This is a genomic window from Acinetobacter sp. TYF_19 (assembly GCF_043105125.1).
Lineage (GTDB): Bacteria > Pseudomonadota > Gammaproteobacteria > Pseudomonadales > Moraxellaceae > Acinetobacter > Acinetobacter johnsonii.
Map to the genome: position 1 here is coordinate 1 of NZ_JBICLH010000005.1, position 14,713 is coordinate 14,713.

The window sequence follows — 14,713 nt, forward strand, 5'->3', positions numbered from 1 at the left end:
AAAACTCATTACAAATAATCCGTTTAAAATTAAATCTTTAACTGATTTAGGAATTAACGTTGTTGAACGTATTCCTTTAAGAGTTGGTTTAAATATTTTCAACAAAGCTTATTTAGAGACTAAGCAAAAACGTATGTCACATCTGTATGATAATAGTGATTTTTAAAAATCGATTACTTTCAATAAAAAAATTTACACTCAAAGTTCCATCTCCTTTATGGGAGAAGGTTTTATCACTTATATTTCTTAATAAATTGACTTTTTAGATTCTCAAATAAAATACAACAAAGATTGTGTGATTCATAGACATCATTTCAATATAATTGGTGTCTATGAACAGAGAAATTCAACAAAGACTCGTATGGGTTAAATTATTTGAAGAGACCAATGATGCTGGCCTAGTCTGTCGGAGATGTGGCATTTCTAGACCAACATTACGCAAGTGATGGAAACGATATTCTGAGCAAGGTATTGATGGATTAAGTAGTCAGAGTAAACGCCCATTAAAATCTCCAAATACTAAAATCAATGCTGAGCTAGAGGCCTTAATATTGGAAATGCGCTCGGCTAGGAATCTGGGTGCTCGACGTTTGCAAACAGAATTGATGAGGCTGCACGGAGTCTCGTTGTCCTTAGCGACTATCTATAAAGTACTATCCACCCATCAAGTCAAACCGATTAAAAAATTCCGTCGTAAAGTAGATTTCATTCGTTATGAACGCCCATTACCAGGCGATAGAATTCAAATGGATACCTGTAAATTGGGTCCTGGGCTATATCAGTACACATCTATCGATGACTGCACACGATATCGCGTTTTAAGGATATATAAACGCCGAACAGCGGCGAATACGCTCGACTTTTTAGACTGCGTAATTGAAGAAATGCCTTTTCCCATACAGCGAATACAGACCGATCGTGGGCGGGAATTTTTTGCTGAAAAAGTACAGAAAAAATTGATGCAGCATGGAATCAAATTTAGGCCAAATAAACCAGGTTCACCTCATTTGAATGGCAAGGTAGAGCGTTCTCAAAAGACTGATAAATCTGAGTTCTACGCTACTGTCGATATTAATTCTGAAGATATACAAGACAAGCTAGCCGAATGGCAGCATTACTATAACTGGATGAGACCACATTCAGCTTTGAAAGGTAAAACACCGATGGAAAGGTACTTTGAATTATGTGAAGAAACCCCTTTCTCTGATGAGGTCCAGAAGCAATACAACCCATCCAATGAACGGATTCAACACGCCAATTACAAGATGGATTTAGAGATCGCTAAATTGAAACGATCTCTATGAATCACACATATTATTGCACCAACAAGGCGTTGCATTTCAAATGCTAATCTAAGCTTGAAATATACTGATTTAAAAAACACTATATTATTTATTTTCTCTAATTATTTTTGAAAAAACCGTCACTTTTTCTAAAGTCGCATTCATTCCCTTATTAAAAAAAGTATCGACAAGCGCTGAGCCAATGATAATAAGATCTACTTTATTGGCTAGTGCTTTAACATGGCTTTCATTTTTGATCCCAAAACCAATTGCAACAGGAATATTAAAAATCGGCTTTATTTCAGTCATCTTTTTCTCAAGATTAGATAGATTGAAGTCTCCTCCTGTTAATCCATTTTCTGCAACATGATATAAAAACCCTGTCGCGCGCGCTGAAATTTGCTCTAACCTTTCAACTGGGGTCGTCGGCGCGGTCATTGCAATTAAATGCATATTTTTTTCATTTAATTGCGCCTCAAATTTTTCTCGATGTCCATATGGAGCATCTAAAATCAATATTCCATCTATAAGATTTTCTGTTTCTGCGATAAGTGTCTCAAAACCATATTGCATAATCGGATTTAAATAAGTCATGAAAATTATTGGTGTCTGGTCATCATGCAGCCTGATTGCTTTTACCAACTCAATTGTCTGTTTTACCGTTTGACCTGCACCTAAAGCCCGAAGATGCGCTGCCTGAATGATCTCTCCATCTGCCACTGGATCAGAAAATGGAATACCCACTTCAATAATGTCAGCCCCTGCTTGACCCAATTGGCTTAACAGACGACAACTTTCGGTAAAATTAGGATCTCCAGCAGTAAAATAACAGACCAGACCGCTTCGATTTTCCAGTTTCAATTGCTCTAATTTTTGATCTAGACGGTTCATGCTGTAGCTCCTGCAAGATATTTTTTGACCGTGTTTAAGTCTTTGTCACCTCTGCCACTTAAATTGACAATAATGATCTGTTCTGGTTGCATTTCTTGAGCAAGTTGAATCGTATATGCAATCGCATGGGAACTCTCAAGAGCAGGAATAATACCCTCCTGTTGGCTTAAAAGCTGAAATGCATTTACGGCTTCTTGATCGGTGATCGCCGCATATATCACACGCCCTGTTTCAAACAGAAGACCATGCTCAGGACCAACACCAGGATAATCTAAGCCAGCTGATATAGAGTGCCCCTCTAAAATCTGCCCATCTAAGTCTTGTAATAAATAAGTTAAATTGCCATGCAGCACACCGACCTGACCTTTACAAATAGAGGCTGCATGTTCATCGCTATTTATTCCTTTTCCACCTGCCTCAACGCCAAACATTTTGACATTCAGGTCTTCTAGAAAAGGATACATCAACCCTAGTGCATTTGATCCCCCACCAACGCAAGCAACTAGAGCATCAGGCAGTCTATTTTCTTTCAGGAGTATTTGGTTTCTGGCTTCTAAACCAATAATTTTCTGAAATTCTCTCACCATGACGGGATATGGGTGAGGGCCTGCACCCGTACCCAACAGGTAATAGGTTGTATCCACATGACGAATCCAATCACGTAATGCTTCATTCATGGCATCTTTTAAAGTCCTACGCCCTTTTTGAACACTTCTGACTTCAGCACCAAGTAATTTCATGCGTTCAACATTCATTTGTTGGCGCTGAATATCTGTTTCTCCCATAAAAATGGTACATTTCATCTTAAACAGCGCGCAAACCGTTGCTGTTGCAACACCATGTTGCCCAGCACCCGTCTCTGCAATGATTCTGGTTTTGCCCATAAATTTGGCTAATAAGATTTGCCCAACACAATTATTGATCTTATGCGCACCCGTATGGTTCAAATCTTCTCGCTTGAGATAGATTCGAGCGCCTCCCACATAAGCTGTTAGATTTTTTGCATAAAATAGAGGACTAGGACGACCAACAAAGTCCGTTAAAATCTGCTGATATTCAGCCCAAAATTCAGGTTTGTCCCGAACAGTATTAAAGGCTTGCTCTAATTCTTGAAGTGCTGGCATTAAGCTCTCTGGCATGTAGCATCCGCCAAATTTACCAAAAAATCCCAAGGCATCAGGACCATTACCTGTATAAGGGGTTGTCATCTCATATCTCTTTTACTATCAAAACTCGTTCGATCTTAAAATATTTTCATTTTTCTGATAATTGATATATTTTGAGGTTATGGTGTTAGAAAATTTTACAACATGAAACGCAGAACATTACCTCCGCTTAATGCTTTAAAAGCTTTCGAAGCTGTCGCCAGAAATAAAAGTTTCAGCTTAGCTGCCGAAGAATTATGTGTAACCCATAGTGCGATTAGCCATCAAATAAAGCAGTTAGAAGAATGGTTGGATAAAAAATTGTTTATTCGACATTCCTCGACCATCTCTCTGACGGCGGATACCGAAGAATTGTCGCTCGTTTGTACGCAGCTTTTTAATCGTTTAGAACAATGCGTCTTTGAGTTAACTAATAAGACATCTGAAGTAGAAGTTGTCATAGGCGCTTCTCATAGTTTTATGGCAAATTGGCTGATTCCTCGATTAGAAAAGCTCGAAGTCATTTATCCCAATATCCATATCAAATTAATGACATGTAATGATTTAAAATTGTTAGAAAAAGAGAAAGTTGACATATTTATCAATAGCGTCAGTGAGCATCATCTACCTCCCAACTTTTTGAATAAATATCTGTTATTTCCCGATAACATGGGTCCTATTTGTAATCGTGAAATAAATCTTCTTCATTCCGTAAATGATCTTTTAAACTATCCATTACTTCATACCCACTCAAATAAAAGTGCATGGCATACATGGTTTGATCAGTTTCAAATAAGCTTTTCCCCAAAAGCGAATGACCGTTATTTTGATAGTCTGAATTTAATGATAGAGGCTGCCGTGTCTGGGTTAGGAATTGCCATAGCACCTCAAATTCTAGTAGAAAAAGAAATGTTAAATGGAAAGATCATTGCCCCTTTTGGTTTTATCTATTGTGACTATAATTTTTATGCAATGGTCAGAAAAAATAACGAAAATCGTGATGTTATGAATATCATTGATTGGTTAATGGCCGAGGAAAAAAGTTAAACATTTAATCTTTGATTTGAAAAATTCTAGGGTCTGTTGACATTTCAAGTATAGAATTTACCCGATAAAGGTAGCCAAATAAATATACAAGCTAATGCAACTGCCCCCTCATAGCTACACTTTAGCTTATCATATCGTGTTGCTATTCCTCTGAACTGCTTTAACCTACAAAATGCATTCTCAACTAAGTGTCTGATTTTATATAAATACAAATCCATATGATCATTATTTGACTGAGTATTTGATTTTCTTGGAATATTCGCTTTAGTTTTTTTCGCAGATATTTGTTCTCTTAATGATTCAGAGTCATATCCTTTGTCTGCACAACATACTTCCGTTTAACTCAAATCAAGTTTTTCAATCATTTTAGGAGCAATCTTGACATCATGAATCGTTCCATCGGAGATAATAATTTCGATTGGATTGCCATCCGCATCAACAGCTAAGTGTATTTTAGAACTATTTCCACCAATGCTTTTAGAGATATCCTGATCTTTTATTCCAGCAGAATGTTGGTGTGCCCGAACATGACTACCATCAATAAAAACCCATTCCATATCAGCATTTGAAGAAATTAATTTAAATATTTTCATTAACTTGTCATTTTTACACCAACGACTATATTTTTTAAAGATTGAATTGTACGAACCAAATTCTTTAGGCAAATCACGCCATGGGCAGCCTGTTCTTATTCTATAAAGTATTGCTTCGACAAAATTTCTCAAATTAGATTTGAAATAGATATCAAAATTTCGGAAAATAGAAAGTAACTTAGACCAGTGTTGATCATTCAGCATTGTACGGGGCATAGCGAGAAGTAAATTTGGTTTGGCGATTAAATTTTACTTTCTCGCTATTTTTTTGAACAGAAAATGTCAACAGACCCTATTCAATTACTCATCTATAACGTCTATTTCACATTCTGTTCACGCTGTGCTGCCTAAGGTATAAACATACACTTCATACGGACACTGATGATGAGACTTGTAAAAACACTAATTGCTACAGCCTTATCCTTGCCGCTTCTATTGTTAGCCGGATGTAAAAGTATTCCGAGTTATTCAGCCGATTACGCCCAATCCAGAAACGGTATTCAGGGGATAGCGCTGGATCAGGCTAAAGCTCAGGATATCGGCCTCCGCTTCACTTCGGCATTTAATACCTTGGGCACACCTAAATTCGTTGAAAAAGCCGGAGCACTGTATGCCGACCAGCTGTTTATTAACGATACCCTATCGCAATTTTCATCCCGTCAAAATCTGCTGGAGCACTTTCAAGGCATGAACAAACGGGTCAGCAAGGTCAGCGTCAAGCTGCTAAACGCTTCTTATCATCAGGACTCTGCCTATGTGCACTGGCATATGACCTATGATTTTAAAATGTTCGGCACGACCCGCAGTATGGACTCTTACGGTATCAGTGAAATCAAGATCAACGAAAACAACAAGATTGTTTTCCAGCAGGATTTCTGGGACCCTGCGAATGGCCTGTACCGTTCCCTGCCTTATGTTGGAGGGGTCTACTCATGGCTACTGCCTTTCAAAAAATAGCGATCAGCACGGCGTTAGTGATGGGATGTAGCTTCTGTCCATGGGCACAGGCACAAAGCCTGAATCAATGCGGTAATGGTCCGCTGATGGTGGGTAAAAAACAGGTCGGTATGGCCAGTTATTTTGCACAAAACTGTAGCCAGTCCTGGGAAAAACAAAATATACAGATGGACTTTTCCTATACACAGAATATTCCGCAATGGGCATTTAAGCGTGCGGCCACACATTTACTGAAACGTAATGTTAAAGACGCAAAAATACATGCTCTATTCAACCCTATCACCGATTTGTATCGTCCGGTCAGATCAGGCGACCTGTACCGTTTAAAATACAACCATGCTACACAGACCCTGAGCTTATCCTTGAACCAGCAAAGTTTAGGGCAGCTTAAACATCCTCTGGCACAACAATATTTTAATATATGGCTGGGTCCCCAGCCATTTAGTGCTAAATTAAAACAGCAATTATTAAATTAGTATCTGCCGCTATGTCGAAACATTTTATCCTGATGGTTGAAGACCATTATGAACTGGCCTCTACTCTATGCGAGTTTCTGGAAGAACATGGCTTTGTGGTCGATCATGCCCGCAATCTGAGTGCTGCTAGACAATTACTGAAACAGCAACGCTACCATATCTTGCTACTAGACATTAATTTGCCTGATGGTTCTGGTTATGAATTGTGCGAGTGGTTACGCAATGAAGAGGGGTTGGACTTACCTGTCTTAATGCTTACCGCTCGGGATACCTTGGATGATAAACTCAAAGGCTTCAATTCCGGCACGGATGATTATCTGGTCAAGCCTTTTGACTTTAACGAGCTGGTGGTTCGGGTCAAGGCTCTGATCAAACGTTCTCTGGGTGAAGTATCTAGCAGTCGTCTGCAAATTCATGACCTAATTTTGGACCCAGCAACACAGCAGCTAACTCGAGCTGGGCAGAACATTGAATTGCCTCCGATTCAGTTTAAACTTTTGAAGCTATTGATGCGTCATTCTCCTAAAGTACTGACCAAACAGGAAATTATGATGCAGCTTTGGGGTGACGAAGAGCCAGAAAGTGATGCTCTGCGCAGTCATATCTATAATTTACGCAAAATGGTCGATAAACCCTTTGAACAAAAGCTGATTCACACCATATCTGGGATTGGGTTAAAGATTACTTTCGAAGATGAAGCCTAATTTAGGTACACAACAACAATCAGTCCAGTGGTGATTGCTAAGTCAACATTCTGATGAGTGCTAAGATAATATTGCCTGTCAAACAGCTCCACACGCCAACCTAGCTGTTTGCATAGCTTTTGCACCAATTGCAATCCAATGCCATGCCCTTTGATTTCCAGTTGTAGCTGCTGGCCAGACAGTTCCTGAACCTTAGAATTGTTAGGTAAAGGCATGCCGACCCCATTGTCAGCAATCAGCACTTTATTTTTTTCCAGAATCACATCAATTTCTGTGCCCTGTGAATAGTTCAGCGCATTGCGCAGAATATTGCCAAACACCATTTTGGTCATGGATGGATAAAGTTTACGCGGCTGTTCATCGAGGTCTTTTTGCAGGTCAATCTGCATGCCTTTGTTATGACTGACACTCTCCAGATCCTGCACCAGATTGTCCAGACATTCTGAAAGCATGGTCGGTTCAGCAGTTAAAGTGTTAGTGGTATTGCGGGCAATGGCCAGCAAGGTATCGACCAGCAGCTGCATATCTTCAATGGTGTTATGCAGGCGAGTAAAGGACTTGTTGTCGCCATAGCGTGCCTGACACAGCTGCACATTGCCTTTTAAAATGGTCAGTGGCGTGCGTAGCTCATGACTGACATCTCCGGTAAATTCACGCTCACGCTGAATAAATTCGCTTAATACCTGATGATATTTTTCTAGCGCCTGCTTGAGGTATTCAGCTTCCAGATTAGAGTCGGTGCGGATGTCCTGAAAAGGCGAAGCCTGATTTTTCTGATGTTCCCAGTCGATATATTCCAGCGCATTGGCCAGACGGGTAATCGGGGAAAAATAGCGCCGGGCCCGACGGTTCCACCACCACAGCACACTATATAGCACAAACAGGCTGACCATTAGCGGTGCCAGACCAAACAGCCACACCAGCTTGTTGACGTTGCTTTCGCCAAACACCAGCAGCACATGCTGTCCGTCTTTTTCACCATACACGGTCATCCGCTCCTTGCCATCGACAAAATGCCGGTTAACCCCTTGCTCAAGCTTTATGTGGCGAAATTGGACTGGCGGTACATCGCTCCAGCGATAACCATACAAGTTTTTGGTGTCTGGCAGTTCAGCAGCCGGATTACGTTCCAGCCGCTGCCAGTAGTGTGACATTTCCTGTTCAAGCGCGGTTCTGAGCAGGGAACCTTTGATTACCCAAGCACTACAGCCAATCCCGATCACCACAGACAGGGCAATGAATCCGATTTGCAGCCAGTAATAGCGGTTAAACACCTCACCCAGAGGATGATCACGTTTGTCCCTAAATAGCTTTAACATTGATGCATTCCCCGCTGGCCAATCCCACTGTTCAATTATACGGCTTTCTTCTTTAACAGAAAGTGGCCAATGACCCACTCGCGTCCATGGTCATAACCAAATAGCTCGGCACAGGCCATAAAGAAAATCCGCCAGCGCTGCCACCAGATTGCGGCATCCGCGCCATAAGTTTTTTCGAACAAGGGCTTTAGCTCGGCCTGTTTAGCATCCATATTTTCTAGCCAAGCATTTGCGGTACGTTCATACTGCGTGCCTGCCCATTGCCAGTGCTGTTCTAGCTGTAAATGCTGCTGAAAATGTAGGAAGGTTGAGGCTGCTGGCATCAAACCACCACTAAAGAAATATTGCGACATCCAGTCAAACTCATTTTTAACTTCAAAAGGATAATGCAAGAAACGATGACAGAAAATATGACACCACAATAAGCCATCTGGTTTGAGCCAAATACTAATATTTTCAAACAATTTTTGATAGTTGCGTACATGCTCAAACATCTCCACTGACACCACACGGTCAAAGGAGGCAGGTTCAAGTTGCAACACATTGACATCACAAGTGATCACATTAAGGTTATCCAGTTTTTTTAAACGGGCTTGTTCCTGAATATACTCGCGCTGCGTTGAAGAATTTGACACGACTGTAATACGGGCCCTTGGATAACGCTCGGCCATATATAGACTTAAAGAACCCCAACCGCAGCCAATTTCCAAAATATCCTGCCCGTCTTTCAGTTGTGCTCGCTGGCAATAGCATGCAAGAGCAGCTTCTTCGGCTTGGTCTAGCGTTGTATCGGCATGTTCAAATAGACTCGCGCTATATTTCAAACGCTTACCGAGTACTGCCTGAAAAAATGCGGTCGGCAGTTCATAATGCTGCTCATTGGCTTTGTCTGTCTCAATGGCAATCTCGCTATTTTTCAGCATATGTAGCACATCCATATAGCGCCGAGCTGCCAGTGCCGGGTCAAAGCGTCCTTCTTGTGCCAGACGTTTTTTGCTTAGGCTGCGAATGCCCGCGCGAATCACCGAATCGGGCAGCTTGCCATTTTCGACCAGTTTTAAAGATTGTTGAATCATAAAGTCCATGTATTTACCTACTGTTTGGGTGGCCACGGAATAAACATTGAAGTTCGTCGTTGATAGTCTTTATAGTTGTCGCCGCGATGTGCCAGCGCCTGTTGTTCACTAAAGGGAATCCCCGTGATGTAGTACAGAAACAGCCACATCAGCAGTGGATAAATCCATAATTCATAGCATCCTGCTGCCAGACCGAGCACTGGATAAGCAAACCAATGCAGCCATTCAAAAAAATAATTCGGATGGCGCGAATATTTCCACAAACCCTGATCCATGGTTTTACCTTGATTCTGTGGATCTAGCTTAAAACGGTAAAGTTGTTGATCGGCAGTGCTTTCGCCTATCAAAGCGGATAGCATGATCATGCCCGCCACAATCACAGTGACCAAAGTCCAGTCATTCCATTGCTCGGTCGAGATACTTAACAGCTTCAGCATTGGGTAAGAAAACAGTAGAGCCAAACCTGCCTGAAATATAAAAAACATCAGAAAACCAAGATGCTGATAATCCCCCATCGCTCGGCGCATGTTGGCATAACGCGTGTCTTCTTGGGTTTCACTGGCATAGCGCCGTAACAGATGCCAAGTCAGCCGTGAAAACCAGATCCCACTTGCCAGTCCCAGAAATAAGCGAACCAACATCGGTGCACTGTCAATCGCCCAAGCGGCAATAATCACATTGAGGGCAATACTGAAACTCCAAGCAACATCGACCAGCCCTGCTCTGCGGTTATAGGTCACCAACACCCAGCTACAGAGCATGATAAAGACATTCAGCATCAGTAAATTCAGCAGCATTTCGGCCCTCCTGTTTTATCTTGGCTTAGTAGGCACTGGCTTCGAACAGCAGATGTACATCACTGATCACGCCTTCGTGGAAGCCACCTTCGCAATAACACAGATAAAAATCCCACATGCGGATAAAACGCTCATCAAAGCCAAGCCCAAGTACCTGATCATGCTGCTGCAAGAAACGCTGGCGCCAACACTTCAAGGTTTGTGCATAGCTTTGACCAATATCTTCCAGATGTTTGAGACGAAGTTTTTGCTCAGAAGCCGTTTGCGTCATCACACTGATACATGGAATAAAACTACCGGGGAAAATATAACGCTTAATGTAATCCACCGTATTTAAAGCTTTAATATAGCGTGCATCTTCAATCGTAATCGCCTGTATCAAGGCCAGACCATTCGGCTTGAGGAGCTCGCGGCATTTTCGGAAATAAGTTGGTAAATATTGCTCACCAACTGCTTCAATCATTTCAATGGACACCAATTTGTCGTATTTACCCTCGATTAAACGGTAGTCCTGAAGCTGTACAGACACCCGATGAGACAGCCCTGCTTCAGCAACTCGGGCGAGTGCTTCATCGTACTGAGCTTTGGAAATGGTAATGGTAGTCACCCTACAGCCATAATGCTGAGCCGCATAAATGGCAAAGCCTCCCCAGCCGCTGCCAATTTCAACCAAATGGTCCATCGGTTTGAGTTGCAGTTTCTGGCAGATCAGCTCTTTTTTATAATCTGAAGCCTGTTCCAGGCTCATGCCCGGCTCTTTAAACACCGCACTGGAATACATCATGCTGGAATCTAGGAACAGCTTGAAAAAGTCATTGCTCAGGTCATAATGCTCGGCAATATTTTTGCGGCTACCATCAATCGAATTCTTGCGCGATTTATACCAGACCTTTAACAGTAACTGGCTGGCTTTGGCCACTGCATTCTGATTCATCTGGTCCAGCACATCGCGGTTACGTGCCAAAATGCGGATCACATCGACCAGATCTTCACTGCTCCAGTAGCCACGGATAAAACCTTCGGCAGCACCCAGTACACCATTACGGAACAGCAGATCCATCAGACGGACATCATGCACCTGTATCACCGCCTGTAAATCGCTATTTCCCCCGACAGCCCCGTTCCAGACGCCTTTAAAAATCAGCTGACCATGGCGTAATTTCAGCAGGTGGCGAAGTACCACCGGCAGTGTGCTTTGCTCTCCCATGAATAGTGTCTTCATCGCTATGTGTTTCCTTTTTCTTTTTTAGGATGTCGGTAAAATGGAATTTTCTTTTTCCATAAACGAAAGGCGTGCAGATAAATTCCGCTGACCATCCTGAAGGGTTCAAGAACTTTCAGTACAGCATAGCGATGCTGTTGTGAAGGAAGCGTGATGGCCTGCAAGGAAAATTTCAGGGTGGCATCGAATTGCAAGATTCCCTGCTCAAACAGCTGCATATGAATCACGTTCTGCCGATCCGAAAAGCTGAAGCGCCAGCGATAATCCAGCCCCATCGGCATGAACGGCGACACATGAAAGGCCTTTTTAAAGTCAAACTGGTGACTCTGGTACGGCGCATATTCGTCTGCATTGTTCCGGCAGTCGTGAATGTAGGCCTGTCGTTCATTCCACGGTGTGTTGGTGATTTCACTCAGTATAAAAATCAGTTGATCGGTGGCATTAAAGACTAGATAAAACACCACAGAATTAAAACGAAAACCCAGTGTGCGTGGTAAAGCCAGTACACGAATAGATGCAGCATGTGGTAAATGATAGTTTTCGTGCTTGATCAGCAGGCGTGCAATCTTCTGCCGAATCGAGCCACACTCCATAGTCAGAAAATCGCGCTCATCTAGGGTCAGGAAATTCCAGCGACTAGAAGACCAGAACCAAGATTTTTGGGTAAAATTTGCCAGTTGATCCGGATCAAACCATAGATAGGTTAGCTGGGTCTCAAAAGCATGGGCTTTGGGCAGGTAACGGCGATGCCTAATTTCGGCAGAGGCAATCGCCAGTGGATACATCTGCATCATGCGCTCCTAAGCCGCTTGCTCAGTGTGTTGCAGCAACTGATTTACAACCCATGAAGCACTACGTGCGCCATCTTCATGAAAGCCCCAGCCCCAGTAGGCACCACAGTATGACGTCCGGTTCTGACCATTAACCTCAGCCCAACGTTGTTGTGCCTCAATTGCGGCAGCATCAAATACTGGATGACGGTAATATCGTTCTACCCATATTTTTTTCGGATCGAGGTTAAAGTTAGGATTGAGTGTGGCAAAGATTTGGGTTTTACAATTCAGGTTTTGCAACTGGTTCATCCAGTAACTGAAACCATAATGCATGCCACTATGCTGTAATGGAGTTGATTCGGTTGCACGACTAGGTGTCACATGTACATGCCAGCTGGCCCATTGGCGTCTGGATTTGGGCATGATAGAGGTATCGGAATGCACCACCATATGGTTATCCTGATAACGAAACTTGCCAAGTACTTCCCACTCCTGAGCAGAAGGGTCTTTCAGTAATTTCAGACTATCATCAGCATGGCTGGCAAACACGACCCAGTCAAAACGTTCGCTGCCCTGTGTTGTTTCAACCAGCACATCATTGGCACTGCGTGAAACAAGCTGCACAGCGGTTTTGCGGAAAGTCATATTCGATTGGGACTGAATGGCACGAACGTAGCGAGCCGATCCACCCTTGACCGTAAGCCACGAAGGTCGCTCTTTCAACTGCAACATACGATGGTGCTGAAAAAAGCTCACCACAAATTTATACGGAATCTGTCCAGCTTGCTCTACTGGACAAGACCATAGCGCCCCGCACATCGGATAGAGATGTTCCTGACGAAAGGCTTCGGAATAGCCATGCCGATCCAGATACTCATCTATACTGAGCTGTGCATCGACCTGTTCAACATCAATATCTTTATTCGCCGCATAGAAACGGAACAGATCCGACAACATCACGCGAAAATCAGCGTTAAAGAAGTTTTGCGGTCGGAACAACAGCGAGAATTTTTTTGAAGGATTGTACTGCAAGCCAGTGACCTGATTGTTCACCGAAAAGCCCATGTCACTGCTTTGCGATTGAATTCCAAGCTCTTTTAGCATCGAGCAGAACAGCGGGTAGTTATGCTCATTAAACACGATAAAGCCACTGTCTACCGCAACCTGTTCACCATCGATATTTAGCTGATGAGTATCAGTATGACCACCAAAGTAGTTATTCTTTTCAAAGACTGTAACTTGATGCGCTTTGCTGAGTTTCCAAGCCGCATACAAACCGGAAATACCTGAACCAATAATTGCAATTTTCATGGTGATTCCTTCGAATGAATCGTGGTAGTGCCTGCCGTAGCAGCTTTTTTATTTTTTCGAGCCTGAGCAATTTTACTGGCTTCATAAATCCGTGCCGGAATGGGCTTTAAGTCCCAAACTATCCCGAGCCAAGACATAATTTTTAGGAGGTAATAGGTCATATCAATCTGCCACCAGTAAAAACCCTGCCGGGTACTGCCTGCATAATAATGGTGATTGTTGTGCCAGCCTTCGCCCAAGGTAATGATAGACAAGAATAAATTGTTGCGGCTGTGGTCATCCGTGTCAAAATCACGGCTACCGTAATGATGCGCCAGTGAATTGATACATAAGGTCGCATGGATCAACAACACCGTGGACACCACAAATCCCCAGACCAGAAGTTGCAGGCCGGACGTCCCGAGTTGTGGCCAAGTGATTGCCAACCATTCGCCTAGTACATAAATCCCGCCTGCAGTCAGCAGCACCACAATCAAACTGAAACGGTCTAGCCAGATCAGCTCTGGATATTTCAGCCAGTCCTTGATGACTTCTTTACGTGTAGCAAAATTATATTCATTCAGAAACCAACCCACATGGCTATACCAAAAACCATGCGTCGAGGAATGCGGATCTTTCAAGGTATCAGTATAGCGATGGTGATAGCGGTGATGCGCCGCCCACCAGAGCGGACCACGTTGCGCGCTCATGGTGCCAATCAGCACAAACAGAAACTGTACGGGACGTGAAGTCTGAAAAGTTTTATGCGATAAATAGCGATGAAAAAAAGCCGTAATGGAAAACATACGAATCAGGTAGAACAGCAGCATAAAGCCCACTGCAAACCACGACACTCCCACCCAGAACACTGCTAGACAAGCCAGATGCAACAGAATAAAAGGTAAAATCCGCTGCCACTGAATCTTGCTGTTTTCAGCCGTCAGTGTTTCGGGCACTGTGGGTGTGGACCAGCTGTCTACCCATCGCATCAGACTTTTCAACATCGACTCACCCTAAATTTTTGCAACTATATTTATTCTATTTGATTAGTTTAATCAGTCAGATATGAATTTTATGTGAAGTAAATAAAAAAAACCGAACTGTAGAGAGATTTATCAGTTCGGCAAAAGGTTAGCAGAT

13 protein-coding genes and 3 pseudogenes are annotated in these 14,713 nt (G+C 42.7%); 6 read left to right on the forward strand and 10 right to left on the reverse strand.

The genetic code is table 11. The features are described 5' to 3' along the window. Positions 1 to 166 (forward strand): annotated as a pseudogene (locus tag ACF8FD_RS00145) (GTP cyclohydrolase II); the annotation flags it as partial. A 166-nt stretch (positions 167 to 332) separates the two neighbouring features. Next, positions 333 to 1,304: pseudogene (locus ACF8FD_RS00150) on the forward strand (IS481 family transposase). A gap of 84 nt (positions 1,305 to 1,388) precedes the next feature. On the opposite strand, the gene trpA reads toward ACF8FD_RS00150, so the two are convergent. Together trpA and trpB are read right to left on the reverse strand one after the other, a co-directional pair. Then, positions 1,389 to 2,174, reverse strand: coding sequence for a tryptophan synthase subunit alpha (trpA, locus tag ACF8FD_RS00155; protein ID WP_114392367.1), 786 nt, complete (start codon positions 2,172 to 2,174; stop codon positions 1,389 to 1,391). Beyond that, on the reverse strand, positions 2,171 to 3,382 hold the full coding sequence (gene trpB / locus ACF8FD_RS00160; RefSeq protein ID WP_125274886.1) for a tryptophan synthase subunit beta: 1,212 nt from the start codon (positions 3,380 to 3,382) through the stop codon (positions 2,171 to 2,173). Before trpB ends, trpA begins: the two co-directional genes overlap by 4 nt. Positions 3,383 to 3,484: 102 nt before the next feature. Between trpB and ACF8FD_RS00165 the strand changes: the two genes are divergently transcribed. Beyond that, positions 3,485 to 4,366, forward strand: a complete 882-nt coding sequence (locus tag ACF8FD_RS00165; protein WP_205667035.1) for a LysR family transcriptional regulator — start codon at positions 3,485 to 3,487, stop codon at positions 4,364 to 4,366. A 44-nt stretch (positions 4,367 to 4,410) separates the two neighbouring features. Here ACF8FD_RS00165 and ACF8FD_RS00170 read toward each other — a convergent pair. Beyond that, positions 4,411 to 5,175 (reverse strand): annotated as a pseudogene (locus ACF8FD_RS00170) (IS5 family transposase). A 168-nt stretch (positions 5,176 to 5,343) separates the two neighbouring features. Here ACF8FD_RS00170 and ACF8FD_RS00175 point away from each other — a divergent pair. Genes ACF8FD_RS00175 through ACF8FD_RS00185 form a run of 3 tightly spaced genes read left to right on the forward strand, consistent with a single transcriptional unit; the run spans position 5,344 to position 7,096 of the window. Then, positions 5,344 to 5,916 carry a nuclear transport factor 2 family protein gene (locus ACF8FD_RS00175; RefSeq protein ID WP_205668141.1) on the forward strand — a complete coding sequence of 191 codons (573 nt, stop codon included), beginning with the start codon at positions 5,344 to 5,346 and terminating at the stop codon, positions 5,914 to 5,916. Continuing rightward, positions 5,892 to 6,392, forward strand: coding sequence for a chalcone isomerase family protein (locus tag ACF8FD_RS00180; RefSeq protein WP_125274883.1), 501 nt, complete (start codon positions 5,892 to 5,894; stop codon positions 6,390 to 6,392). Before ACF8FD_RS00175 ends, ACF8FD_RS00180 begins: the two co-directional genes overlap by 25 nt. Positions 6,393 to 6,403: 11 nt before the next feature. Beyond that, positions 6,404 to 7,096, forward strand: a complete 693-nt coding sequence (locus ACF8FD_RS00185) for a response regulator transcription factor (protein WP_125274882.1) — start codon at positions 6,404 to 6,406, stop codon at positions 7,094 to 7,096. Here ACF8FD_RS00185 and ACF8FD_RS00190 read toward each other — a convergent pair. From ACF8FD_RS00190 to ACF8FD_RS00220, 7 genes are read right to left on the reverse strand one after another with little or no spacing between them, the layout of a single operon-like run. After that, positions 7,093 to 8,415, reverse strand: coding sequence for a HAMP domain-containing sensor histidine kinase (locus ACF8FD_RS00190; RefSeq protein ID WP_205667037.1), 1,323 nt, complete (start codon positions 8,413 to 8,415; stop codon positions 7,093 to 7,095). The two genes, ACF8FD_RS00185 and ACF8FD_RS00190, sit on opposite strands and share 4 nt — an antisense overlap. Positions 8,416 to 8,450: 35 nt before the next feature. Continuing rightward, the gene (locus tag ACF8FD_RS00195) at positions 8,451 to 9,500 is read right to left on the reverse strand and encodes a cyclopropane-fatty-acyl-phospholipid synthase family protein (protein ID WP_205668142.1); all 1,050 of its coding nucleotides are present in this window, start codon (positions 9,498 to 9,500) and stop codon (positions 8,451 to 8,453) included. An 8-nt stretch (positions 9,501 to 9,508) separates the two neighbouring features. Next, entirely contained in the window at positions 9,509 to 10,288 is a 780-nt protein-coding gene (locus tag ACF8FD_RS00200; protein WP_205667038.1) for a DUF1295 domain-containing protein, read from the reverse strand. Positions 10,289 to 10,313: 25 nt separating this feature from the next. Beyond that, complete coding sequence (locus tag ACF8FD_RS00205; RefSeq protein ID WP_205667039.1) at positions 10,314 to 11,510, reverse strand: cyclopropane-fatty-acyl-phospholipid synthase family protein; 1,197 nt, start codon at positions 11,508 to 11,510, stop codon at positions 10,314 to 10,316. Positions 11,511 to 11,512: 2 nt separating this feature from the next. After that, positions 11,513 to 12,301, reverse strand: coding sequence for a DUF1365 domain-containing protein (locus ACF8FD_RS00210; RefSeq protein WP_205668143.1), 789 nt, complete (start codon positions 12,299 to 12,301; stop codon positions 11,513 to 11,515). A gap of 9 nt (positions 12,302 to 12,310) precedes the next feature. After that, on the reverse strand, positions 12,311 to 13,594 hold the full coding sequence (locus ACF8FD_RS00215) for an NAD(P)/FAD-dependent oxidoreductase (RefSeq protein WP_205667040.1): 1,284 nt from the start codon (positions 13,592 to 13,594) through the stop codon (positions 12,311 to 12,313). Further along, positions 13,591 to 14,577 (reverse strand): acyl-CoA desaturase, encoded by a 987-nt coding sequence (locus ACF8FD_RS00220; RefSeq protein ID WP_205667041.1) that lies wholly within the window; start codon positions 14,575 to 14,577, stop codon positions 13,591 to 13,593. Before ACF8FD_RS00220 ends, ACF8FD_RS00215 begins: the two co-directional genes overlap by 4 nt. Between the last annotated feature and the right edge of the window lie 136 nt (positions 14,578 to 14,713).